Genomic DNA, 25,220 nt, shown 5'->3' on the forward strand with positions numbered 1-25,220 from the left:
CTGAGACATTGATCAATGTCTCAGCCTAATTCATTCTATATACTTTCTTTTCTAAGACTAAGGACCTATAGAAAGTTGGTTCCTAGGTCCATTTCGAGATTTTTAATAACATTTTATAATAGAGGTTAATCTGAAAGAAATAGGTGATTCTATGTTTAATGTTGTTTCAAATCAATTAAAGCAACTTATTCTTGTTTCTTATTATGAAAGTTTAGATACATGTGCAAAGCAATTAGATGTTAAAATAAAAGCAATGGAAGAATATATTTTATATTTAGAACAAAAGCGTCAAAACTTATTTGAACTAATTGAAAAGTATACTTTAGAATTAGACAATAAGTATATGGACAAAATAGAAGACTTTAAAATTACGTATGCCAAAAAATTAGAAGACCATGATTTAGTATGGTTACAAAAACAAATCAATATGTTAGAAAGTGATTCAGCAAAGATTGAAGAAACGATAAAACGTACTTTAGATCAAATTGCACATGCTGTAGCTGAGCGGTCAATGCTCACACAAATGAATTCGCTTCTCTAAAATAGGAGTGGTAGATTGAAGAATAAATTTATATCGACAGAATTATTAATTGTATTAACAATTTTAATTTTATTATCGAATATTTACTATATCTTCTTTGAAAAAATAGGATTACTGCTTGTTGTAATAACGGGCATGATTTTTATTTATGTAGGCTATTTATACTTCCATAAATTAAGAGGTCTAATTTTATTTTGGATAGGGGCTATCTTGTTAATTTATGCGTTACTTTCAAACCCGTATATGCTTATGATTTTATTTTTATTTTTAATATTTTTAGTGATTCGCTATATCATATACAGGAAAAAACCTTTGAAAGTCGAGCATGTCGAAACGACAGCTAACGAAAACATAAATGAGTCTTTCATTAAACAACGTTGGTTCTTACCTCAAAAAACACCTCACTACATATATAAATGGGATGATATCCAAATTCAACAAGCTGTAGGAGATGTAGAATTAGATTTATCTTTAGCTGCCAATTTATCCGAAAACAATGTAATAGTTGTAAGGCAACTTATAGGTAAAACTCAAGTTATCGTACCATATAATTACCAAGTTAATGTACATGTTACAGCTCTTTTTGGTAGATTATATTTAAATGACGAAGTTTACAGAGTTAAAAATGAAACTGTACACTACAACGTTAATAGTCACAAAAATACATTTAAAGTGAATATATTTTACTCAACATTTATGGGAGATGTTGAGGTGATTTTCCGATGAATAACTATTCACGTATCATTGGTTCAATGTTAATACTTGTTTATTCAATTGTAGTTGTATTGTTTTTCTTAGATCGAATATTTATTAACATTATTTATTTTCAAGGTTTGTTTTATACACAAATAATGGGTATACCTGCCTTTTTATTCGTTAATATTGTTGTTATACTTCTTTGTATTATCATAGGTTCAGCAGTAGCTTATAAGATTAATCAGCAACACCATTGGATTAAAGAACAATTAGAACGTTCTTTTCAAGGTGAAGTGTTGGGCGTTAATAATCATGAAATAGATTTACACAAAGAAACGTTAGAAATTTATCAAACTTTAATCCCATTACATGAAGAACTTTATACATTAAGGTTGAAATCTCAACAAATTATTAATGAGTCTTACCAAATGCAAGATTCTGTTGTAAAGAAAATTATAGAAGACGAAAGACAAAGATTAGCTAGAGAACTACATGATTCCGTCAGCCAACAATTATTTGCTGCGAGCATGATGTTATCTGCTATTAAATCTACTGAATTAACCGATCCTTTAGCAAAACAAGTTAATTTATTAGAAAAGATGATTCAAGATTCACAACTTGAAATGAGAGCATTGTTACTCCATTTAAGACCATTAGGTTTAAAAAACAAATCATTAGGTGAAGGTATTAAAGATTTAGTCGTCGATTTAAAACAAAAAATACCTATGAAAGTTGTTTATGATATAGAGGATATAGAAATTGCTAAAGGTACTGAAGACCACTTGTTTAGAATAACGCAAGAAGCAATTTCAAATACATTACGTCACTCTAAAGGTACGAAGTTATCAATAGAATTAATCGAAACAAGCGATTACGTTATTTTAAGATTACAAGATGATGGCGTAGGCTTTGACACATCTAAAAGAGATCCTCAAAGCTATGGTTTAAATACTATGAATGAACGTGCACTTGAAATTGGCGCAACACTTAATATTATTTCTATGCCTAATTCAGGAACGAGAATAGAAGTGAAGGTACCGAATAATAAGGAGGAAGAGTATGACAATTAGAGTATTATTCGTTGATGATCACGAAATGGTAAGAATAGGTATATCAAGTTATTTATCAACACAAGAAGATATCTCAGTAGTGGGTGAAGCTGCTTCTGGTAGAGAAGGAATCGAGAAAGCAGAAGAACTGAAACCAGATATAATATTAATGGATTTAGTGATGGATGATATGAACGGTATCGAAGCAACTCAATATATTAAGCAACACCAGCCAAGCGTTAAAATTGTGATGTTAACAAGTTTTATAGATGACAATGAAGTATATCAAGCTTTAGATGCAGGAGTTGATAGTTATATTTTAAAGACAACTTCAGCAGATGATATCGCTAATGCTATTCGTAAAACTTATAATAAAGAATCAGTATTTGAAGCGGAAGTATTAGTTAAAATGCGTAACCGTATGAATCAAAAAGCTGAATTATTTGAGATGCTCACAGATCGCGAAATGGAAATACTATTATTAATTGCAAAAGGCTATTCTAATCAAGAAATTGCTAGTGCTTCACATATTACGATTAAAACTGTAAAAACACATGTAAGTAATATTTTGAGTAAATTAGAAGTACAAGATAGAACACAAGCTGTTATTTACGCTTTTCAACACAATTTGATAAATTAAAAATAAGTACACACATACAAAATCATATATAAATAAATGCTGCTACTCGGTTGACTAAAATTCAACGAAGTAGCAGCATTATTTTGACTATGTGATTGATATTTAAATCTCTAATAGTATTTTACAAGTTAAAGTGCTATTTAATAGCGTCATAACCGTTTTGTATAAGTTCCAATGACCCGTCATGTGGATCAATGACTAATCCATGTATCGGAATTGATTGGTCGAATAATGGATGATTATAAATTTTTTGTATGTTCGATTCAATGTTCTGTATTACATCATCAAATCCTCTTAAAAATCGTTGAATGTCAATGCCAGAGTGTTGAATCGTATTTAATGTATCTTGAGTAACACCACGACTTTTCATAGTTTCAATTACTGAACCTACATCAAGGTTACCCATTCCGCAATCTTTATGACCCATTATAATAATTTCTTCTGCGCCAAGAGCGTATATTGCCACTAATAAACTTCGCATTGTTGATCCATATGGATGCGATATAGTAGCACCTGCATTTTTAACGACTTTAACATCACCGTTTTTAAAGCCTAATGCTTTTGTTGATAGTTCGGTAAGCCGTGTATCCATACAAGTTAATATAACTGCTTTTGCGTTAGGTGTTTTTGTAGTAATAAAGTTCTCATATTCTTTGTTTGCCACAAAGGTCTGATTGAATTTTAAAATATCATTCAATAGAGGCATTCGTCATCTCACCATTTTCTGCTATATTATCAAAAGTTTGCTGTTCTGGTGGCCCATGTTTAAGCATTTTCTTTTGATGTAAAACAGCATTTATTTCTGCTCCAATGATAATGATTAATCCTGTTAAGAATAACCATAACATTAACACGATAATACCTCCGATACTACCATATGTTTTTGAGTAGTTAGCAAAGTTATTAACATATAGTCCAAATAGGGCACTTGAGCCTAACCATACAATTGTAGTAAAGGCAGCACCAGGAATTACTGAAAGTAATTTAATTTTAATATTTGGAGCTAAAGCGTAAAGCGTCATAAATACTATAAATGTCACGATTAGTGGTAACACAAATTTAATTAAACTAAAGATCCAACGTAATTCAGATTCTAAACCAAGTGGACCAAATAATAGATTACCAAGTTGTTGTCCAAATATTGGTAATGCAATTGCTAAACCAAATACAACAACCATAATGATTGTGAAGAACACACTCATTATTTTTAATACGATTGCATTACGGCCGTCTTCGACATCATATGCAACATTAAATGCGTTCATTAAAGCTGTCATTCCGTTTGATGCGGACCAAAGCGCCGCAATTAAACCGAATGAGAATAGGCCGCCACTAGCGTTCTGCATGACGTCATCAATTATACCGGTAATCAGTTTAGCTGTATCGCCAGGAGCATTTTCCGAAATCATGTTCGTAATTGTATCTGGACTAATTTGGAACAACGGAATCAATGTTAATATAAAGATAAGTGTAGGGAATAATGCTAATAAGAAGTAGTAAGATAGCTGTGCAGCTAAACCTGTAGCATTATCTTTACTAATTCTATATAATAACGTAGTTAAAATATTACCATTTTTAGTGTATTTTGCCGGCTTATTTATTTTTGATACAAAAAATATTTGATTATCTTTTTTTGGTGTTTTAGATTCAAACACTTGAGGTTGAATATAGTTTTCTTTTTTTATAGACTTTTTTTGTTCATCTTTAAAGTGTTTAGCTTGTTCTAAAAACTTTGAGCTAGATTTATCTTTTGCCATAAAAATTCTCCTAATTATATTTAATGTTAAAAAAGACTAGGTCGCTTAAAGAAGCCTAGTCTTTTAAAATTTATGAATGATTTGGACCTGAGATTTGTCTGTTATTTTTCTTCTCAATGAATGTGTCTTTCGCATCCATAATAGATTGTTCTAACTCTGGGTTTTTACGACGAATTTCTTCTATTACATCTTTCCAATATAAAACTTCGTCTTTAATTTGATCGAATTTAGAAGGCTCTCTAGAAGTGTTACCTTCTTTAATATTTTGTACTTGATTTGATAATGATTGACGTGTGTTTTTATCTGCTAATGCAATTGCTGCACCGATAGCGCCACCAATCAAAATTGCAGGAACTAATTTGTTTTGCATAATGTTTTCCCCTTTCAATATATTAATCTAAATAAATATCTTCGACCTACATATCATATCATATAAATGCATAAAATTTGTTTACATAGGCATCATTTATTATTTAAAATTTAACTAATTACATTCATTCCCATTAATGTGATATTGTAAACACAAATAATCTACAATAAAGCGTTTGATAGTAACTTTTCGAATGGCATAATATCAAGATTTTTTCCGATTTTAATTTTAAATTGGCCAGCTTTAGTCCACAAGGTTATTTCTCCGTTTAAGTCTAAAAATTTACCTGCGTTTTCTGTAGACCACATTAAAACTATACTGTATGGTATGGAATAAGTTTCGATTTTTTTGCCACTTATACCTTGTAAATCACGAATTATAATGCGTTTATTAGTAAAGACTGCCGTATCTCTAAATGTTTTGAAAGCACTATAAGCTTCTTCACCATTAGCGAGATATTGATTAATTTCATTTGGAATGTCTATTTTTTCAAATAGTGTCCATGAAAGTATCTCTTGAACTGCCATCTTATATCACTCCTATTAAATTACTTGATTTTATTGTATATAATCTTAATATATATTGTAAAGTTAATGTATAGTTTCACTATTTTAATTATATGTACTTTTTGCTAAACTTATTCTGAAAGGATGATAACAAATGACAGAAACAATTGAACAAATGGTAGATGATTTAAAAGAAAAATTACGTCTAGTAAACACGAGTGTGTTAAATAAAGACGCAATTCCAGAAGAAAAGAAAGAGGAATTAAAAGATATTCATACTATGGTTATGTCTAGAAAAAACATTTCAGCAAGTGAGATGAGTGCAATTACTCAAGCATTAGGTGAATTAAGAAAATAGCAGAGGGTGGTTATCAATATGGGATATGAGAAAGACTTACAAAATTATGCAGAATTATTAGTCAAAGTCGGTTTGAATGTACAAAAAGGGGAACCTGTCTATATTCAAGCATCTATTGAATCAAGTTCATTCGTTCACTTGTTAGTTGAAGAAGCTTATAAAGTTGGCGCAGAAGACGTACAAGTTAAATATAAAGATGATCGATTACAACAATTGAAATATAAATATGAACCAGAAGAATTCTTTAGTGAAATTAAACAATATGTAGTCGATGAAAGATTAGATTACTTAGATAGAAAAGCAGCTTTCTTATCGCTTATATCTTCAAGTCCTGATAGCCTAAAAGATGCTGATCCGAAGAAAATTAATAAAGCTATGGCAGCAAGTGGTAAAGCATTTAAAGATTATATGGTAGCTATTCAAAGTGATAAAGTAAGCTGGTGCGTTGCTGCTTATCCTTCTGTTGGATGGGCAAAAATGATGTACCCAGATTTAGATGATCAAGAAGCGTTTGATAAACTATTAGAAACAATATTAAAAACAGTACGTGTTGACCAAGAAGATCCGGTTAAAGCTTGGGAAGAGCATGATAAGACATTACATGAGAAGGCTGAATACTTAAATAATAAAAAGTATAAAGCGTTGCATTATAAATCTGAAGGCACAGATTTAACAATTGAATTACCGAAACTTCAATATTGGAGCGGTGCTAGCTCAGTAAACTCTAAAGGTAATTCATTTGTTGCTAATATGCCAACTGAAGAAGTATTTACTGCACCGCATAAAAATGGTGTAAATGGAACTGTTAAAAACACTTTACCATTGAGCCATTCCGGTAATATCATCGATGATTTCACGATTACTTTTAAAGACGGAGAAGTTGTTGATTATAAAGCTGGTGTAGGTGAAGAAATATTAAAAGGTATTTTAGAAACAGATGAAGGTGCTAAAAGATTAGGTGAAGTAGCACTTGTGCCAGTAGATTCACCGATATCTAACATGAATGCTTTATTCTATAATACATTATTTGATGAAAATGCCTCATGCCACATTGCTCTTGGTTCAGCTTATGCATTCTGTATTGAAGATGGTAAAAATATGACAGAAGAAGAACTAGCTGAAAATGGCTTAAATGACTCTATGACACATGTTGACTTTATGATAGGTAGTAAAGATTTATCAATCGATGGTATTTTAGAAAATGGTGAGAGAGAACCAGTCTTTAGAGATGGTAACTGGGCATTTTAAAACATAGCCAATTGCTAAAACATCATGTATAATAAAGATAAATAAAATTGTAAAGTTTGTTATTCTAAGGAGGGGTTATCATGAGTACACCTATGGAATGGGCAGTAATGATTGCTTTTGTTTTCTCTATCTTTACATTCGGTGGAGCAATCATGTTATATTTATCGAAAACATTCGATGGCAAAGAATCAGTACGTATTGATACAGCAGAAGAAGCACTAGAAAAGAAAGTTTTCGATGACGAAGAACATTATCATTAATCAATTTTAATGAGGCTGAGACATTATTTATGTCTCAGCCTAAAATATTATATAGGTAGTAGAGAACTGTATTAAATATATCAAGATTTTTAAATTACATAGTTTTTAATAGGGGGATGTAATAATGAAAGAAAGTAAAGGCATGACAGAATCAAGAAGCGTTAAATCTATTCAGATTTTTCCTGAAGATACAAATCATCATAATACTATGTTCGGTGGTAAATTAATTGCAGAAATCGATGAAATAGCTGCTATTGCAGCGATGAGACATAGTGGAAATTCAGTAGTTACAGCATCTATTGATTCTGTAGATTTTATTCAACCGATTAGAACTGGAGAAGTACTTTCTTTAGTTTCATTCGTTACATATGCTGGCACTTCTTCTATGGAAATTTGCGTGAAAGTTGTCAGTGAAGATAATATTAACCAAAATAAACACTTAGCTGCATATAGCTTTTTAACATTTGTTGCACTAGACGAAAATGGTAAAAAAGTTAAAGTACCAGCTATTTATCCAGAAACAGAAGATGAAAAGTGGTTTTACGAAACAGCTAAAGATCGTGTGAATTTAAGACACGAAAGAAGAGACGAAAGCAAGAGAACGTTAGAATTTATGTCGACAAAACTATATATTTAATAAAGTTAGGCTTGGTCATAAATGTCCTGAAAATCCAAAAACAGTAGAAATTCAATTTTAATATTGAATTTCTACTGTTTTTCTTATATTTATTGCAAATCATGTAAAAATCTTTCTTTTAACTATGTTGTAATGAAAAATCAGAGATGAGGATTTTATGTAAGAAGTATATGGAATGTAAAATACGGTCCGATAAATAAAAAACATCGAACCGCAAACGCAAAATACAGGTCGATAAATAAAAAATATCGAACCGCAAATGTAAAATACGGTCCGATAAATCTAAAACAAGCTAGGATTAGGAAATCTTTTTATAAGTGATTCATTCTATGCTCATTTGCCTTAAAGTCTACATCTTTATAATACATATCTTTTACAAGTAAGTTAGGACCTAAACATTTAACTTTTGGACAATGACAATTTAAAGATTTTGCTAGTGACGAATTCATCCATGTTTGGTAAACATCTTCTAATTTATCTTGTTTAATATTTGCGATTGATCCAGTTTCATCACCGAAATCTGTAACGATAACATCTCCAGAAAATACACTAACATTCAATCTACTTCGACCATCAGGGTCATTTCGTAAAGTGACATTTTCAGCTTGATTCAAACGATTTAACAAGTACTGATCCGATTCATTTAAGAAGCATGGATAAAATGGTAATGTGCCAATTAACATCCAAGTATCTTTATCTCTAAAGTCTAAAATATCATGTATAGTTTCCTTCATTTCATCTAATGTCATGATGTTTAACTGACTAGCAAAATCTGATGGGTACATCGGGTGTATTTCATGTCGGCTACATTTCATATCATGTACAATCTCATTATGAATCTTTTTCAAATAAGGTTTAGTGTTACGGTTTAACATTGTTTCAGCTGATACAAACATGCCTTGTTCTGACAAGGTAGCTGAGTTTTGAATCATTTGTTCGTAAAGTTTATAGCGTGCCTTTAAAGGTGGTTTCTTGTCCATTACGTGGAAGCCGACTTCACTGAATTCATCAATCGTACCCCAGTTGTGAGAAATATGCATCACATCTATGTATTCAGCAATTTCTAAATAACGATCTAAAGGCAGTGTTAAGTTAGAATTCATCTGAGTATAAATACCTCTATCATATGCATATTTTAAAAGAGGTACCACTGTTTCTCTAATAGACTTTTTACTAAACATTGGCTCTCCGCCAGTAATAGAGATTGTTTTTAGATGAGGAACTTCGTCTAATCTTTTTAAAATTAAATCCATCGGTAAAGTGTCAGGGTCTCTCAATTGTAAAGTGTAGCCAACTGCACAATGCGCACATCTCATATTACATAAAGTCGTAGTTGTAAATTCAATATTACTTAGTTGAAGTGAGCCATGTTCATCTATGTCATTATAAGCTTCCCAAGGGTCGTTATTAATTGTTATTTTTTTCTTCTTTAAACCACTATGTATTGCCATTTATAAAATCCTTTCATCTTGAATGATACCTGTTTAACATCATTCATTTTATAGCACTATCGTTAACTTTGAATAAAATAAACTTTTGTTTACTCTCTCGATTTTTTATTTTCCATCTCTTCAAGCTTTTTGTCAAATGCTTATTTCGCTCTGTGATGGGCCTTTAGCTTTGGTTATTTATGTAGGAATGAATGCCAATACTGGATTATCATTGTTTTTATACTTGTAATCATTCATAATAATATTATTAAAAACATTAAAAGGAGTATCAATATGACCCAAAAGACGTCTTTGACTGATATTAAACAAAGATTATATGATTTTTTAGATGAAATTGAAGCAATGAATCCAGAAGATATGGAAGTTTCTGATGTGGATGAATGGATTGCATTATTAGATGAATTAGAGAAAAAAGTTCAAGCTATGCAAGACTAATACGGTGTCTTCCTATCATAAAATAAACTTGAAATAAGTTTATAATTTCAGATATGTGGTATACAGAGAGTAGACACATTATGAAAGGAAGAGATTGATATTATGAGTAAGAAAGTAGCAGCAGTTGTAACTGACTTATTTGAAGACGTTGAATTAACAAGCCCACAAAAAGCATTAACAGACGCAGGACACGAAGTTGTTGTTGTAGGTGAAGAAAAAGGTAAAGAAATCACTGGTAAAAAAGGCGAAAAAGTTAAAGTAGACGTTGGTATAGATGAAGCAAATGCAGCAGACTATGATGCAGTCTTGATTCCTGGTGGCTTTTCTCCTGATTTATTACGTGGAGATGAAAAAGGACGTTTTGGAGAATTCGTAAAACATTTCGTACAAGAAGAGAAACCTTCATTCGCAATTTGTCATGGACCTCAATTATTAATTGATACTGATTTATTAAATGGTAGAACTTTAACAAGTTTCTTATCAGTTCGTAAAGATTTACAAAATGCAGGTGCAAAAGTCGTTGACGAATCTGTAGTCGTTGACAATGGCATCGTCACAAGTCGTACACCAGATGACTTAGAAGACTTTAGCCGTGAATCACTTGCATTGCTTCAATAAATGCTTTAATTGCCACTCACCATTACGGTGGGTGGTTTTTTTATGTGGTAAATCTTAAAAGGAAATGATGGCTAACGTGCAAGAAAGTATAAACAAGCCCGTTACAATTTCTAACGAGCAAGACTTATAAAACAAGCACGTTAGCGGTATAAATTAGGTTAATTAATATGAATTTCACATGATATTTATAAGAAACGTCTGTCTAACGTGCAAGAAAAAATAAACAAGCCCGTTACAATTTCTAACGAGCAAGACTTATAAAACAAGCACGTTAGCGGTATAAATTAGGTTAATTAATATGAATTTCACATGATATTTATAAGAAACGTCTGTCTAACGTGCAAGAAAAAAAAGACAAGCCCGTTACAATTTCTAACGAGCAAGAGTTATAAAACAAGCACGTTAGCGGTATAAATTAGGCTGATTTATATAAAATACACATGAAATTTATAAGAAATGAGTCAAGTCCATATTTATGTGTAATATCTTTAGAAGTAATCAACCTTTGGTTTTTTAGAATGTATTAACAAAATAAATCTGTTTGATTTTTAGCAGATTCATTTTGTTAATCTCTACTTATTTTTCAAAAATAAGTAGTAAGTTTAAGGAATAAAAGGTCTTTTAGCATTATCTAGATTTTCTTGAATATCCATGAGTAATGCACCAATTAATCTAAAAGCTGAGTCTAGGTTAGGGAAAGTCTTAATGACTTTCTCTCTTTTTCTAAGCTGCATATTTATATTTTCAATAGAGTTAGTAGTTCGTATATTCTTATGGTGTTGTGCTGGAAATCTATAAAACTGTGTGGCATCTTCGAAGCCCTGATCTAATATATTTAAAGCTTCTGAATACTTAGGATTATTTTCATACTTAGTTACAAATTCATTTTTACTTTCAAGCGCATGTTGATATGTAGGAGCTTGAAAAATAGATTTAAGTAATGTTCTTGCCTCTTGTGAATTCTTTTTTGGGAATCTTTCAATGATGTTTTTAAGAAGATGAAATGTACAACGTTGCCAAGTTGAATCTATAAATTGTGATTTAATAGACTTAATAAGACCAGAATGTGCATCAGAAATAATGAGCTCAGGAGTTGTGAGGCCACGCATTCTTAAATCTTCAAAGAACTCAGACCAAGCCTGTTCAGATTCTTGATTAGAAATTTTAAAACCAATAATTTCACGTCTTTTAAGTTCATTTACTCCCATAGCTATATAAACGCCTTTAGAAACTATTTTATTATTCTCTCTAACTTTAATATGCATGGCATCAACAAATACATATCTGTACTGATGACTAGTAATAGGTCTACTCGACCACTTTTGAATATCGGGGTCAATATTTTTCATAACTTCTGAAATCGTAGATTTCGAAACAGATTTACCTGCCAGAGCCTCTACAATTTTCGTGATGTTTCTAGTTGAAACGCCATTAATATAAGCTTCTATCATCGCTAAAATCAGTGATTGATCAGAGCGAGAATATTGATCAAAAACTTCAGTTGTAAATTCGCCATCACGCGTTCTAGGTACTTTTAAATGAAGTGTTCCGACTGGAATCATAAAATCACGTTCATAGTAGCCATTTCGTTGTGCAATCCTTTCAGGATGCTTTTGTTTGAAATCAGCGTTCACAAACTGATCTCTTTCCATTTCCATATAAGCATTTAATACAGTTACAGCTATACTTTTCATAGCAGTATTTAAATTACTTTCTAAAATAGCACTTGCCAATTCTTCAAAGTCTACGTTAATATTTAACTGAGTCATATATAGGTCACCTCTACAATATTTTCTTAGTCGATTACATTGTACTAAAGTGAGCTATATTTGGCTCTTTTTTTATTACACAATTATATGGACATATTCAAGAAATGTCTGTCTAACGTGCAAGAAAAAATAAACAAGCCCGTACAGTCAGCTACTGCCAATATAAAAATAGCATCTCGTTTCTAACTGAATAAATCAGTGAAAGGAGATGCTATTTATTTTGAGTTAGGATTTATGTCCTAAGCTCTTCTAATTAGACTATTAATTTAGAAGAATCTTCTAATTAATGTTTTTAATGGTGGCATTTTTTCTAATCTGTTTTCTTCTAACGCTGTTCTAATTTCGAATTTCGCATAGCCTCGTGCTTCATCCCAAACGATTTTTCCTGGTAGTGGGGCAGCATCTGGATCTACTCTTACATTAACGATTACTGGTTTATCTGCTCGTTTTGCTTTTTCTAATGTTGGTGCAATATCTTCTACATCTGAAACGTTATAACCGATACCACCACAACTATCAGCAAATCTAGCGAAGTCTATATCTCCTAAATCGATAGCGTATTCTAATTCACCAGCTGCCTGTTGTTCATATTTAATGAAGGAAAGCTCTTGGTTATTTAATACGACAACAATGATTGGTAGTTTGTATAGTACGGCTGTTACAAAGTCATGCATAACCATAGATAAACCACCGTCACCGGTAATTGCGATTGCTTGTTTATCAGGATTTGCTATTTTACTAGCGATTGCTCCTGGTAAAGCACAGCCCATTGTACCTAACCATGATGAAGTAATAAATTGATTATTATGGTCTAGCTGTAAATAACGTGTACTCCAAACTGTAGAAGTACCAACATCTACTGAATAAACAGTATCTTTGGTAGCTATTTTTTCAATTTCTGCCATTAATCTTTCAGGTCTAATTGGCATGCTATCGTCTGTTCTATCTTCTTCAAGCCATTTATTCCATGTTCTCATATTTTCTTGACATGCTTTAAGGAATTTACGGTCATTTACTTTTTTAGCTTCTTTAGTTAATGAATCTAGTACATTTTTAGTATCGCCAACTAAACCAACATCTACATTAAAACGATTGCCAATAACTGATGGTTTAATGTCGATTTGAATACATGGTATATCTTTATCAGGTAAATAATCTACATAAGGATAGTTAGTACCGACTAAAATTAATAAGTCTGCGTCTTTAGTAGCTTCGAAAGCTGGTTTTGTACCAATTTTACCTAAATTACCCATGAAATTAGGGTGTTTATCAGGGATGATACCTTTTGCTGGTAATGTGATTACACCCGGCGCATCAATGTGATCGATGAAATCGAGTAGTTCATCTTTTGCATCTTTAGCTCCAACACCCGTTAATACAACAGGTTTTTCACTATTATTAATTAATTCAGCTGCTTTTCGAACTTCACTTTCTTCAGCATATTTAACTGAATTTTGAAATTCATAAGTTTCTCTTGGAACTTTATCTTCTATTTTTCCACTTAATATATCACTTGGAATTGTAAGTACAGCAACACCTTTTTTAGCGTATGCTGTTTTAATTGCTTCGTTAACTGTTTCGTGGATGTTTTCCGCTGATTCAATTTGTTTATTATAAACGGCAACATCTTCGAATAATGCTGGTAAATCAACCTCTTGGAAAAATTTTGTTCCCAATTTGTCTGAGTCTGTTTGACCAGCTAATACAAGCATAGGCACGTTGTCCATTTTGGCATCATACATACCATTTAATAGATGGATTGCTCCTGGTCCGCCTATACTTAGAGCTACTGCTATTTTTCCAGTTAGCTTAGCATAACTACTAGCGGAAAGTGCAGCGACTTCTTCATGTCTCACATGATAAAATTTAATCGCTTCTTCTTCTGTTTTAAGAGCATCAACAACTTTATCTATTGAATCACCAGGTATTCCATACACATGGTCAATCTGCCAATTTTTTAAAACTTGTACAAGTGCTGCATTTGCTTTTATTTTTGCCATTCATTATTCCTCCTTGTTTGCATATACTAATATATATACCCAAATACGCTAAAAGTAATACGTAAAAGTAAGTCTCCGGACTGATTTTCTTGTTTTTAAGTAAAAACCAGTGTTTAAAATACTTATTACAAGATATAATAATAAAAGAAATACGAATGAGGGAGCGCAAAGATGGGGCTATTTAAAAATAAGAAAAATGATATTTCTCAAACAAATTCTGAAGAAGAAGTTCAATATAGAAGATATCAACACTACTATCAAGAACCTATACAACCTAGAAAAAGAAAAAAAGTGTCCAAATTATTTGGATTTTTAGCTATATTAATCATACTTGTTATCGCGTTCTATATCGCAGTTATGTATATGTGGTCAAGAACATCGGACGTAGATGAATTAACAAAAATAGAAGATAAACCATCTTATGTTCAAGTTGAAGATATGCCTGATTATACGAAAAATGCATTCGTTGCCGTAGAAGATAAACGGTACTATGATCATGAGGGTATAGACTTAAGAGGTGTATCAAGAGCTTTAGTAGTATCATTAAAAAATGGTGAATTGACACAAGGTGGTAGTACGATAACACAACAAGTCGTTAAAAATTATTTTTATACGAACGAAACTCAAATGACGCGTAAAGTAAAAGAAATGTTTGTAGCTAAGCGAGTAGAAGATACTTATGATAAAAATGATATACTAAGTTTTTATGTTAATAATATATATTTCGGAGGAAACAATTATACTATAGAAGAAGCGGCTAATTATTATTTTGGCGCTACAGTAGATAAAAATAATCCTTATTTACCACAAGTTACAGTATTACAAAGTGCAATTTTAGCAAGCGTTGTTAATGCGCCATCAAATTTCGATATTAATAACATTAGTGATAGTTATGTAACAAGGATTAAATCAACATTAGAGAAAATGAAACAACAAAAATATATTACAGATAGTCAATATACACAAGCTATAAATGAATTAAACCAATAACAAAGCACACTGGGTTAAGTGATTAAACTTTTAAACTCAGTGTGTTTTATTGTATTCTATATATAAATGTGGAGGGATTCAATTTGCTGAAAATCACTAAATTAGAAGTACAAAAGAAAAACAAAGAACGGCTAAATTTATTTATTAACAACGAATTTGAGATGGGTATTGATCAAGCTACTTATATATATTTTAATTTAAGAAAAGATATGGAAGTTACGAAAGAACAACTTCAAAAAATTAAAGACTATGATCAATATAGACAAGCTTTAAATCAAGCAATTATATATCTATCCCATAAAAAAAGAACGGAACTAGAAGTAGAACAATATTTAACGGACAAAGAGTACAGTTACGATTTAGTTAAAGATGTAATTGATTACTGTAAAAACAATCGCTATATTAATCATGAAGATTATATTGAAAGTTTGAAAAATACAATTTTAAAAACAACTGATAAAGGTCCAGATCATTTTGAAAGAGTAGCTAAAGAAAAAGGATTATCAAATGATTTAATATTAAAATATAAATCAAAATTTGAAGAAGAAATGTCTGATGATAGAATTATAAATATTGCAAATAAAATTATGAGTAAAAAGAAACAGCCACCAAATAGGTTAAAACAATCTATCGTACAAACGCTACAACAAAGAGGATATGCTTTTTCGCTTATTAACGAGCATTTAACAGATTTAAATATAGAACCAACTTCTGACGATGTTGAAAATATTTTGATGAAAGATTTAGAAAAGGTATATAATAAATATCAAAAGAAATATAATGGATATGAACTAAAAACTCATGTCGTTCAAGCATTAGCGAGAAAAGGCTATACATTTGATATGATTAATGACAAATTAAGAGAAAGTGGTATTGTAGATGAGTGAAGATAAAAAATTTGTAGAAATGACAGAATACGAATTAAACACAGTAATAGCGGATTATAGAGAAAAAATGAGAAAAGCTGAAGCGATGGGCATTCTAAATGAATACGAAGTTTATAAAAGAAAAGCTTTAATTGCAGAAGCTTATCTTGTTGATACATCTAAGATAGAAACAGGAAAGGTTTATGGACTAATAGGTGAGACGCGCAGTTACTTTAAAGTTGAAAGAATTAATGGTGTGTTTGCGTGGGGCTTTAGATTAAAAGGTTCAAAAATTGAAGAAGGCATTCCAGTTAGTCTTCTACAACTATAATGGTGGTGCAGTATGACACAGCAAATATTAGTAAGAGTTGTTAATGCAACAAAATATTATTACAAAACTAAAAAACAGAATAAAATTATATCTTTGTTCAAATTAAATCGTTTAGATAGAGAAATTATTTTGAAGAATGTGACGGTACATCTATATCGTGGTGAAGTACTTGGTATAATAGGCGATGATGAATCAGGTAAAGAATTAATCAGCAGATTAATGACAAAGGAAATATCGCCCAACATAGGTAAAGTAACCAATAACGAACAAACATTTCTTGCTGATGTTTCGCATAAAGAAAATGATTTTCAAACTTTAAATGAATTGATTATAAGAACGCTAAGTTTATCAAAGGTTAGTGCTAAAAACATATCTAAGTTACAAGATGAGATTTTAGATTTTGCAGAGCTAAAAGATAAAGGTACTTCTACATGCCAAGAAATTACTCAAAGTGAGTATGCTCAATTACTTATTGGTATTAGTAATTATATGAAACCTACTGTAGCGATTTTTACAAATATCATTCAATATTTAAATGAATCATTTCAACAAAAATTTCATGATTTTTTAACAGAACAGAAAGAAAATGATAGAGCTGCAGTATTGATAGATGATCATGTTCATTCTATAGAGAAAATGAGCAACTATTTAATTTGGTTAACATACGGTCAAGTTAGAAAAGAAGGTACAGTGAAAGAAGTTTTAAATCACTATAGAGATTATTATAAAAAGTATAATCAACTTTATGACAAAGAACAAAAGTCGTTATATGATTTGAAATGGAGAATATCACAGCAAGAGTTACCAGTTGCACAAGGTGAAGGTTATAAAAGAATGCGCAAATATCAATACGGTAAAATACCTAAATCTATAGAAAAAATGTTATTTTACGGTACGACTTTTCTTATTGGCGCATTGTTAGCAGCATTATTCATGTTCTTGGATGTAGGAAATTTAAGTTCTAATAAAGAAGATACAACTAAACAAGTTATTGCTACGAACAGTAAGCCTGAATACATAGACAAATCAGCATATATATTATCGTTAAAAAAAGATACAGAAGTACAATCATCATCTAAAGATAAAAATTATAAACTTCCTCAATATAGTTTCCTAGATGTCACTGGTGAAAATGAATCTAAATACAGACTAGAAATAGACAGTCAAGCTTATACAACAAATAAAAATAATTTATACTTCTTTAATCCAGCAGGCTTATACGAAGAAAAAAATTGGTCTGAATTAGAAGATTATGTGGATGATAATTATTTAAATTATATTGATTTTTATAATAGTTTTATGCATAAAAGCCATAAACAAGTATCTGAGACTATCAGACCAGAAAATGAAAATAGGTTTAATGAGCAAATGGAAGGTCAAAAAGTCCATATGATTTTTGACAGCGATAATAAATTAATTGGCTTTACATTTGATATTAAAAATAAAGAAAAACTCATCAAAAAATATAATATTTCTAGTGATAATTGGGTCGTTAAATCAAGAGACGGGTATATGGTAGCAGACTTGAAAGCAAACAAATGGATCTTTATTCGATTATAGGAGGTTAATATGAACGAATTATTTGAACAACACATCAAGCATTTTCCACATATGATCAAATATTGCTTCTTTGAAGTTCGTTATCATTACAAGTACTATTTATCAGCGTTTGGTATAATGTTATTATTGCTTATTTTAACATTTGGACAACTGTTGATACGAGATACAATAGATATACAACGATCAACTTCATTCTTTAGACTTGTAGGATTTTTTGCTTATATATGGATATTTTTATCGTTATTTCACGCTGAGAAAACTGTAAGAAAGCAAGGGGCACTATACAATAGGTTATCTGTTCCTTATTATGTTGGGACATCTGCCCAAGTATTTTTAGCAATGTTAATGTTTCTTATAATTATTACAATTACAGGTATGGTATCTACAAACATGTCTGAAATAATAGATATTAATCATTTAGGTTTTTTCTATTATTTAGTAATGGCATATATTTTACTTGTTCCATTAGCATCCATCATTGGTTTGCTGGGAAAATATTTCTATAAAACGAGATTTATTGTATTTGGTTTATTAATCATATTATTATTCATCGTGCCAGTTTTATATGTCCCGAATAATATGTATGCTGTTTGGGTGAATGTACTCAAGTTAAATCCATTATTTTATATTATTAATGGTTTCCAACAGACAATGATTTTAGGGAATGCTTCTGTAACCAATTTACCTTATCACATATTATTTTATTTTGAATTAGGTATTGTGTATTTAGCTTGGATAAATGTTAATAGAGCAGATAAAGTAAAATATTTTAAAGATTAAACTGAAGAAAAACCCCCTTTTAAAGTATGCAACTTAAACGTTGAAAACTTTGAAAGGGGATTTTTTATATGCTGAACTTTCTCGTGTCATATATTAATTATACTTCTAATTTTTTCATTAATTTTTCTTCTGTAAAGACCCAACCGATATATGAACTTGTGACTTTCATATCGTCATCTAGTAGTAGTATCGCAACGAATGGATAATGGCCATTTTTTAAATATCTTAAATCGATGAACCTTAATTCTGTCGTATGTTGATCTACTCTAGTAACTTCCCATCTATATATTGAACTGAAGTTTAAAAATGCTCTGAGATTTTTGTCGAATTTAGCATGTTCCATAATATGGTCGTTAGGGAAAGCTTGTCTTTTGAAGACATCATTAAATGAAACGTTACGACCGTAGCTTCGTCCAACATAATCGTGCGTTTCAGTTTGTATCGCAATGCGCCATTCCATAAAACGAATGGTTGGAGCTACGAAAATTTTCACTGGATTATGCTCTTGTTGGATTTGTTTTAAAGCTTGTTTCTTGATAGCATCTTGTAATATGAATCGTATCGCATAATAAAATGCCAGTGCAAGGTATAGTGTGCCGAATGCAACACCCGCATTCAATCCTAATGTCCAAAAAAGTATAGCAATCAAATGCGTAATGAATATGATAGGGTCGAAGGTATTTATAATACTTAATTGTATCCATTTGTTAGAAATTGGCCGGAGTGCTTGTGTACCATAAGAATTAAAAATATCTACAAAAACATGAAAGAATACAGCAAGCTGTGTCCATAACCAAATGTGTAATAAATTAACACTTGGAAATATAACAAATATTAAAAATGATAAAATAAGTGGCCATAATAATGTAAAAGGAATAGAATGCGTGATTCCTCTATGGTTTTTTACATATATAGCATTATTTTTAAACTTTAATACTGTATCTATATCAGGAATTTGAGAGCCAACCATAATACCAGTTGCAACTGCTGCAAACGTTGGTGTTACGTTTGGATCTAACGTTGCAAGGCCAGTTAAGGCTACACCCATAACGACATGTGTTCCAGTATCCATAAATTTCACCTCTTTACTTTAAGGTATATGATATATATTATATAGCATAAGTATAGAAATCTTAAAGCAATTAACCAGAAAGTAGTGTCAAAATGTTAGAAATAAATGAATTTAAGCACGATTTACTTAAATGGTTTGATGAAAATCAAAGACAAATGCCTTGGAGAGAAACTAAAAATCCATATTACATTTGGTTAAGTGAAGTGATGTTGCAACAAACTCAAGTTAATACTGTAAGACCATATTATAATGCTTTTATAGAGCGTTTCCCTACAATTGAAGCATTAAGTACTACAAATGAAGAAGATGTCCTTAAATATTGGGAAGGTTTAGGTTATTATTCACGGGTTAGAAATTTTCATGAAGCGGTCAAAGAAGTCCACAACAAATATAATGGGAAAGTACCTGATGATCCAGAAAGCTTTCAATCCCTTAAAGGGGTAGGTCCATACACTAATGCTGCTGTTATGAGTATCGTACATAATCATCCATTGCCGGCAGTGGATGGAAATGTATTGAGAGTTTGGAGTAGGTTAACTTGTAACGATGCTGATATTGCTCAACCTAAAACTAAAAAATTATTTGAAAAAGAATTGCAACCATTCGTAGAAACAAAGTCTGGTGATTTTAACCAAGCGATGATGGAACTAGGCGCTACAATCTGTACACCTAAAAAGCCTATATGTATATTATGTCCAGTTCAAAAGCACTGTGAAGCATTCGCAGAAGGTGTTGTTTTAGAATTACCAGTTAAGAAAAAGAAAATTAAGAAAAAAACAATTGATTATGACGTACTTTATATTACGAACCGAGAAGGTCAAATCCTTATACGTAAAAGAGATACTAAATTATTAAATGGTATGTGGGAATTTCCAATGTTTGAACAAGACACAAGTATTGATGCTATTGAAGATGAACTTGATTCTGTCATTACGATAGAGAATGAACCTGTTATACAAACTAAACATGTATTTACGCATATGACTTGGAATATGAAAGTATATAAGGCATACATGCAAAAAGAAAATATTAAACCACCTTATAAGTGGATGAACAAAAACGAAAAAGATACTTTGTCATTTTCTACGTCAATGACTAAAATTTTCACGCAAATGAATCAATTACTTTAACTAAAACATTATTTTAGATTATTTATTGAAGTATGATATAATAGCTTGGTAAATATTTAAAAGGTGGTGTGGAACATGGTCAAAGAATCCATACCAAAAGAAGGCCAAGTAATTAAGGTTCAAAGTTATAAACATGATGGTAATATACATCGTGTATGGTCTGAAACAACAATTCTTAAAGGTACGAGTCATGTCATTATCGGTGGAAACAATCGTACACTCGTAACAGAAAGTGACGGACGAACTTGGGTTACAAGAGAACCTGCGATTGTTTATTTCCATGCTGAATATTGGTTTAATGTCATTTGTATGTTCCGCGACGACGGTGTTTATTATTATTGTAATCTTTCTTCACCATTTGTTTGTGATGAAGAAGCAATTAAATATATTGATTACGATTTAGATATAAAAGTGTACCCAAGTGGGAAATATCATCTCTTAGATGAAGATGAATATCGTCAGCATATGAAACAAATGAATTATCCAAAAGATATTGATACAATTCTACGAAGAAATGTTGATATTCTACAACAATGGATTGAAAGGAAAAAAGGACCATTTGCGCCTGACTTTATTAAAGTTTGGCAAGAAAGATTTCATTCTATTGATAGACATTATCCAGGAGAATGAAAAAATTATACAGCCTAGCGATCTGCTAGGCTGTTTCGTTTTGATATTATGAATGGGGGAACAAAAATGATCAAAAGGTATTTACAATTTGTAAAGCCATATACTTGGCATATTGTAGGTACGATTATCATTGGGATTTTAAAATTTGGGATTCCTTTATTATTACCATTATTAATAAAATTCGTTATTGATGATGTAATAAATAATGGTGCACTATCAATTGGGCAAAAAACTGAAAAGTTAACTTATGCACTATTAATTATGGGATTTATATTTATAGTTTTAAGACCACCAATAGAGTACTTTAGACAATATCTAGCGCAATGGACATCTAACAAGATTTTGTATGATATTCGTAAAAAATTATATACACATTTACAGGCTTTGAGTTCAAGATTTTATGCGAACAACAAAGCGGGTGAAGTAATTTCACGTGTTATTAATGATGTTGAACAGACAAAAGATTTTATATTAACGGGGCTTATGAATGTTTGGCTAGACTTAGTAACAATTGTTATAGCATTAAGTATTATGTTTGTTTTAGATATTAAATTAACTTTTGCAGCAATTGCAATTTTTCCACTATTCATCTTTAGTATTTATTACTTCTTCGGAAAGTTAAGAAGGCTAACTAGAAAAAGATCACAAAGTTTAGCTGAGCTTCAAGGTTTTCTACATGAGCGAGTTTCTGGAATGTCTGTGATTAAAAGTTTTGCTATTGAAAAAAATGAAGAAAAAAGATTTGACGAACGTAACCGTAATTTTCTAACGAAAGCTACTGAACATACATTATGGAACGCTAAATCATTTGCTGTCATCAATACAGTAACAGATTTAGGGCCATTGTTAGTAGTAGGTATCGGAGGATTTTTAGTTATAAATGGACAATTAACAGTAGGGACTTTAGCAGCATTTGTTGCTTACTTAGAACAACTTTATGGACCGTTACGTAGACTAGTTTCTTCATCAACAACGTTAACTCAAAGTATTGCTTCTATGGACAGAGTTTTTCATTTATTTGATGAAAAATACGATGTTAAAAATACAGAAGACGCCGAACCCATTAAAATTACGAATGGTGATATTGAATTTGAAAATGTTTCATTTAAATATAATGAATATGACGATGAAGTGTTACATCAAATTAATTTAAATATTAATAAAGGTGAAACATTCGCATTTGTGGGCATGAGTGGCGGCGGTAAATCTACATTAATTAGTTTGATACCTAGATTTTATGATGTAACAGAAGGTAGAATTATGATAGATGAACATAACGTTAAAGATTTCACAACAGAGAGCTTACGTCATCAAGTAGGCATGGTTGAACAAGATAATATTTTATTCTCGGATTCAATTAAAGAAAATATATTATTAGGTAAACCAGACGCGACTGAAGATGAAGTCATTGAAGCAAGTAAAAAAGCTAATGCTCACGACTTTATTATGTCATTGCCTAATGGATATGAAACAGAAGTAGGAGAACGTGGTGTTAAACTTTCAGGTGGACAAAAACAACGTGTATCTATTGCGAGAATATTCTTAAATAACCCACCTGTACTGATTCTAGATGAAGCGACAAGTGCGTTAGATTTAGAAAGTGAAAAAATTATTCAAGATGCACTTGAAATATTAAGCGCTGAAAGAACGACTTTAATTGTTGCGCATAGACTTTCAACAATTACGCATGCAGATAAAATAGTCGTTATACAAAATGGAAATATTGAAGAAGTTGGTTCGCATAGAGAGTTAATGGAAGCTAGAGGCAGCTACTTCAATTTATACAATATACAATCTTTCGAGTAAAATTACATCCCCCTCTATCTAACTATGATATTATTAAGTTATCATAGTAGAAAAGAGGGGGAATTTTTATGACTTTTCTAAGTGTATTACAATTAATTGTGAACATATTATTTTTTGTTATTATAATTGGATTGTTAATCACGGGGGTAACGCTTTATATAATAGACAAAAGACAAAAACATCATAGCGTATTAAGAAATTATCCCTTACTAGGGAGAGCAAGATACTTTTTAGAAAGTGTTGGGCCAGAATTAAGACAATATCTAATATTAAATGATAACGATGGCAAACCATTTTCTAGAAAGCAATATTTAAATATGGTAATGCCAGGTAAATATAAGAGTCGAATAGAAAGTTTTGGTTCTAAGAGACAATTTGAAGAACCAGGTTTTTATATCCAAAATTCTATGTTTCCTATAGATGTTGATGAATTAGAAATAAATCAAAAAGATATGATGTCTACTTATATTTATAATGTTGATAATGAAGGGTTATTTGATAGAAAAGAGTCACAAGTTAAAAAAACTGTAGAACCTTATAAATTAACGGAAACTAATGAAATGGTAATTGGTCCAGAATTAAAGCATCCTTTTGTAGTAAATAGATTAGTAGGCCAATCAGGGATGAGCTACGGTGCACTTGGTAAAAATGCTATAACTGCATTATCTAAAGGCTTAGCAAGAAGCGGTTCTTGGATGAATACAGGAGAAGGTGGTTTAAGTGACCATCATTTATCCGGAAATTGTGACATCATTTTTCAAATTGGCCCGGGATTATTCGGAGTAAGGGATAAAGCAGGTAACTTCGATGAGGATGAATTTATAGAGAAATCTAAAATAGAACAAGTAAAAGCTTTTGAACTAAAATTAGCTCAAGGTGCAAAAACAAGAGGCGGGCATATTGATGGCAAGAAGATAACGAAAGAAATTGCTGAAATTAGAAACGTGACGCCATATGAAACTGTTAACTCTCCAAATAGATTTGAATTTCTACATAATAACCTAGAGCTATTACAATTTGTTGATAAGTTAAGAAATCTATCAGAAAAACCTGTAGGAATTAAAATCGTAGTAGGTAATATAGAAGACTTAAAAGATTTGATAAGCGAAATGTCAAGAAGTGGAATCATTCCTGATTTCATTACAGTAGATGGTAGTGAAGGTGGGACAGGGGCAACTTTTCAAGAATTGACGGATACAGTAGGATTACCACTGTTTACTGCTTTACCACTGCTTGACCTAGAACTCAAAAACAACGGAATTAGAGATAAAGTAAAAGTATTCGCTTCAGGTAAATTAATTACACCTGATCAAATTGCTATTGCATTAGGATTAGGCGCAGATTTAGTCAATGTTGCAAGAAGTTTGATGATTAATGTAGGGTGTATCATGGCACAACAATGTCATACTAATAATTGTCCGGTTGGTGTTGCAACTACTGACCCTAAAAAAGAAACAGCATTAGTCGTATCAGAGAAAGAATATAGAGTGTCGAATTATATTGTAAGCTTGCATGAAGGATTATTTAATTTAGCAGCTGCAGTTGGAGTTAAAAGTCCGAATCAAATAGAAGAAAAACATATACTCTATAGAAGTTATAATGGGCACGTGTTAAATGGTATACAGTATAAAAAATCTTTATATAATGAAAAAAGAGCAATATAATAAAAGAGACGGAGACATAAAAGTGTCTCCGTCTCTTTTTAAGATAAGTGTTAGTA

At 31.1% G+C, this 25,220-nt stretch carries 27 protein-coding genes; 19 read left to right on the plus strand and 8 right to left on the minus strand.

Annotated features, from left to right (window positions below):
- Nucleotides 1-151: 151 nt before the first annotated feature.
- The 4 genes from ACNMOQ_RS04750 to ACNMOQ_RS04765 are packed head-to-tail and all read left to right on the plus strand — an operon-like array spanning nt 152 to nt 2,926.
- Complete coding sequence (locus ACNMOQ_RS04750) at nt 152-541, plus strand: hypothetical protein (RefSeq protein ID WP_016999035.1); 390 nt, start codon at nt 152-154, stop codon at nt 539-541.
- Nucleotides 542-556: 15 nt separating this feature from the next.
- Complete coding sequence (gene liaF / locus ACNMOQ_RS04755; RefSeq protein WP_016999034.1) at nt 557-1,267, plus strand: cell wall-active antibiotics response protein LiaF; 711 nt, start codon at nt 557-559, stop codon at nt 1,265-1,267.
- Nucleotides 1,264-2,307, plus strand: a complete 1,044-nt coding sequence (locus ACNMOQ_RS04760; protein WP_016999033.1) for a sensor histidine kinase — start codon at nt 1,264-1,266, stop codon at nt 2,305-2,307. The genes liaF and ACNMOQ_RS04760 overlap by 4 nt, the downstream gene beginning before the upstream one ends.
- The gene (locus ACNMOQ_RS04765) at nt 2,297-2,926 is read left to right on the plus strand and encodes a response regulator transcription factor (RefSeq protein ID WP_016999032.1); all 630 of its coding nucleotides are present in this window, start codon (nt 2,297-2,299) and stop codon (nt 2,924-2,926) included. The genes ACNMOQ_RS04760 and ACNMOQ_RS04765 overlap by 11 nt, the downstream gene beginning before the upstream one ends.
- Nucleotides 2,927-3,062: 136 nt before the next feature.
- Here the strand turns inward: ACNMOQ_RS04765 and ACNMOQ_RS04770 are convergent, their stop codons facing one another.
- The 4 genes from ACNMOQ_RS04770 to ACNMOQ_RS04785 all read right to left on the minus strand — a co-directional run bounded on the left by ACNMOQ_RS04770 (nt 3,063) and on the right by ACNMOQ_RS04785 (nt 5,580).
- Nucleotides 3,063-3,632: a beta-class carbonic anhydrase gene (locus ACNMOQ_RS04770; RefSeq protein ID WP_016999031.1), complete on the minus strand. Its 570-nt coding sequence runs from the start codon at nt 3,630-3,632 to the stop codon at nt 3,063-3,065.
- Nucleotides 3,616-4,683 (minus strand): YihY/virulence factor BrkB family protein, encoded by a 1,068-nt coding sequence (locus ACNMOQ_RS04775; protein WP_064204900.1) that lies wholly within the window; start codon nt 4,681-4,683, stop codon nt 3,616-3,618. Before ACNMOQ_RS04775 ends, ACNMOQ_RS04770 begins: the two co-directional genes overlap by 17 nt.
- A 70-nt stretch (nt 4,684-4,753) precedes the next feature.
- Nucleotides 4,754-5,053, minus strand: a complete 300-nt coding sequence (locus tag ACNMOQ_RS04780; protein WP_016999028.1) for a hypothetical protein — start codon at nt 5,051-5,053, stop codon at nt 4,754-4,756.
- 161 nt (nt 5,054-5,214) lie between these two features.
- Entirely contained in the window at nt 5,215-5,580 is a 366-nt protein-coding gene (locus tag ACNMOQ_RS04785; protein ID WP_064204901.1) for a PH domain-containing protein, read from the minus strand.
- Nucleotides 5,581-5,713: 133 nt separating this feature from the next.
- Between ACNMOQ_RS04785 and ACNMOQ_RS04790 the strand changes: the two genes are divergently transcribed.
- The 4 genes from ACNMOQ_RS04790 (at nt 5,714) to ACNMOQ_RS04805 (ending at nt 8,062) form a co-directional block, all read left to right on the plus strand.
- The gene (locus ACNMOQ_RS04790) at nt 5,714-5,917 is read left to right on the plus strand and encodes a DUF1128 family protein (protein WP_016999026.1); all 204 of its coding nucleotides are present in this window, start codon (nt 5,714-5,716) and stop codon (nt 5,915-5,917) included.
- An 18-nt stretch (nt 5,918-5,935) separates the two neighbouring features.
- A complete protein-coding gene (locus tag ACNMOQ_RS04795; protein WP_416350298.1) occupies nt 5,936-7,165 on the plus strand; it encodes an aminopeptidase in 1,230 nt (409 codons plus the stop codon).
- 80 nt (nt 7,166-7,245) lie between these two features.
- Nucleotides 7,246-7,425 (plus strand): hypothetical protein, encoded by a 180-nt coding sequence (locus tag ACNMOQ_RS04800; protein WP_016999024.1) that lies wholly within the window; start codon nt 7,246-7,248, stop codon nt 7,423-7,425.
- Between the two features lie 124 nt (nt 7,426-7,549).
- A complete protein-coding gene (locus tag ACNMOQ_RS04805; RefSeq protein WP_064204904.1) occupies nt 7,550-8,062 on the plus strand; it encodes an acyl-CoA thioesterase in 513 nt (170 codons plus the stop codon).
- A 311-nt stretch (nt 8,063-8,373) separates the two neighbouring features.
- Here ACNMOQ_RS04805 and yfkAB read toward each other — a convergent pair whose 3' ends face one another.
- Nucleotides 8,374-9,513: a radical SAM/CxCxxxxC motif protein YfkAB gene (yfkAB, locus tag ACNMOQ_RS04810; RefSeq protein WP_416350299.1), complete on the minus strand. Its 1,140-nt coding sequence runs from the start codon at nt 9,511-9,513 to the stop codon at nt 8,374-8,376.
- Nucleotides 9,514-9,786: 273 nt separating this feature from the next.
- Here yfkAB and ACNMOQ_RS04815 point away from each other — a divergent pair, with 273 nt between their 5' ends.
- Both ACNMOQ_RS04815 and ACNMOQ_RS04820 read left to right on the plus strand, forming a co-directional pair.
- Nucleotides 9,787-9,948 carry an SE1561 family protein gene (locus ACNMOQ_RS04815; protein ID WP_017001206.1) on the plus strand — a complete coding sequence of 54 codons (162 nt, stop codon included), beginning with the start codon at nt 9,787-9,789 and terminating at the stop codon, nt 9,946-9,948.
- A 102-nt stretch (nt 9,949-10,050) separates the two neighbouring features.
- Nucleotides 10,051-10,566, plus strand: coding sequence for a type 1 glutamine amidotransferase domain-containing protein (locus ACNMOQ_RS04820; protein WP_416350300.1), 516 nt, complete (start codon nt 10,051-10,053; stop codon nt 10,564-10,566).
- A 602-nt stretch (nt 10,567-11,168) separates the two neighbouring features.
- Here ACNMOQ_RS04820 and ACNMOQ_RS04825 read toward each other — a convergent pair.
- Nucleotides 11,169-12,335 carry an IS256 family transposase gene (locus ACNMOQ_RS04825; RefSeq protein ID WP_064205432.1) on the minus strand — a complete coding sequence of 389 codons (1,167 nt, stop codon included), beginning with the start codon at nt 12,333-12,335 and terminating at the stop codon, nt 11,169-11,171.
- Nucleotides 12,336-12,601: 266 nt separating this feature from the next.
- A complete protein-coding gene (locus ACNMOQ_RS04830) occupies nt 12,602-14,335 on the minus strand; it encodes a pyruvate oxidase (protein ID WP_070045777.1) in 1,734 nt (577 codons plus the stop codon).
- A 171-nt stretch (nt 14,336-14,506) separates the two neighbouring features.
- Between ACNMOQ_RS04830 and ACNMOQ_RS04835 the strand changes: the two genes are divergently transcribed.
- From ACNMOQ_RS04835 to ACNMOQ_RS04855, 5 genes are all read left to right on the plus strand, one after another.
- Nucleotides 14,507-15,325, plus strand: a complete 819-nt coding sequence (locus tag ACNMOQ_RS04835) for a glycosyltransferase (RefSeq protein ID WP_064204908.1) — start codon at nt 14,507-14,509, stop codon at nt 15,323-15,325.
- Nucleotides 15,326-15,408: 83 nt separating this feature from the next.
- Nucleotides 15,409-16,212, plus strand: a complete 804-nt coding sequence (gene recX / locus ACNMOQ_RS04840; RefSeq protein ID WP_017000485.1) for a recombination regulator RecX — start codon at nt 15,409-15,411, stop codon at nt 16,210-16,212.
- Complete coding sequence (locus ACNMOQ_RS04845) at nt 16,205-16,522, plus strand: YfhH family protein (protein ID WP_017000486.1); 318 nt, start codon at nt 16,205-16,207, stop codon at nt 16,520-16,522. Before recX ends, ACNMOQ_RS04845 begins: the two co-directional genes overlap by 8 nt.
- 12 nt (nt 16,523-16,534) lie before the next feature.
- Nucleotides 16,535-18,082, plus strand: coding sequence for an ABC transporter ATP-binding protein (locus tag ACNMOQ_RS04850; protein WP_239724927.1), 1,548 nt, complete (start codon nt 16,535-16,537; stop codon nt 18,080-18,082).
- A 9-nt stretch (nt 18,083-18,091) separates the two neighbouring features.
- Entirely contained in the window at nt 18,092-18,862 is a 771-nt protein-coding gene (locus tag ACNMOQ_RS04855; protein ID WP_017000488.1) for an ABC transporter permease, read from the plus strand.
- A 97-nt stretch (nt 18,863-18,959) separates the two neighbouring features.
- Here ACNMOQ_RS04855 and ACNMOQ_RS04860 read toward each other — a convergent pair whose 3' ends face one another.
- A complete protein-coding gene (locus tag ACNMOQ_RS04860) occupies nt 18,960-19,934 on the minus strand; it encodes a metal-dependent hydrolase (protein WP_017000489.1) in 975 nt (324 codons plus the stop codon).
- Nucleotides 19,935-20,026: 92 nt separating this feature from the next.
- Here ACNMOQ_RS04860 and mutY point away from each other — a divergent pair, with 92 nt between their 5' ends.
- From mutY to ACNMOQ_RS04880, 4 genes are all read left to right on the plus strand, one after another.
- The gene (gene mutY, locus ACNMOQ_RS04865; RefSeq protein ID WP_239724928.1) at nt 20,027-21,064 is read left to right on the plus strand and encodes an A/G-specific adenine glycosylase; all 1,038 of its coding nucleotides are present in this window, start codon (nt 20,027-20,029) and stop codon (nt 21,062-21,064) included.
- 75 nt (nt 21,065-21,139) lie between these two features.
- Nucleotides 21,140-21,694, plus strand: coding sequence for a nucleoside tri-diphosphate phosphatase (ntdP, locus tag ACNMOQ_RS04870; protein WP_017000491.1), 555 nt, complete (start codon nt 21,140-21,142; stop codon nt 21,692-21,694).
- Nucleotides 21,695-21,760: 66 nt separating this feature from the next.
- Nucleotides 21,761-23,500, plus strand: a complete 1,740-nt coding sequence (locus ACNMOQ_RS04875; RefSeq protein WP_416350301.1) for an ABC transporter ATP-binding protein — start codon at nt 21,761-21,763, stop codon at nt 23,498-23,500.
- A gap of 68 nt (nt 23,501-23,568) precedes the next feature.
- Entirely contained in the window at nt 23,569-25,164 is a 1,596-nt protein-coding gene (locus ACNMOQ_RS04880) for an FMN-binding glutamate synthase family protein (protein WP_017000493.1), read from the plus strand.
- Nucleotides 25,165-25,220: the final 56 nt, after the last annotated feature.

Origin of the sequence: Mammaliicoccus lentus (assembly GCF_947036595.1) — a bacterium.
Lineage (GTDB): Bacteria > Bacillota > Bacilli > Staphylococcales > Staphylococcaceae > Mammaliicoccus > Mammaliicoccus lentus.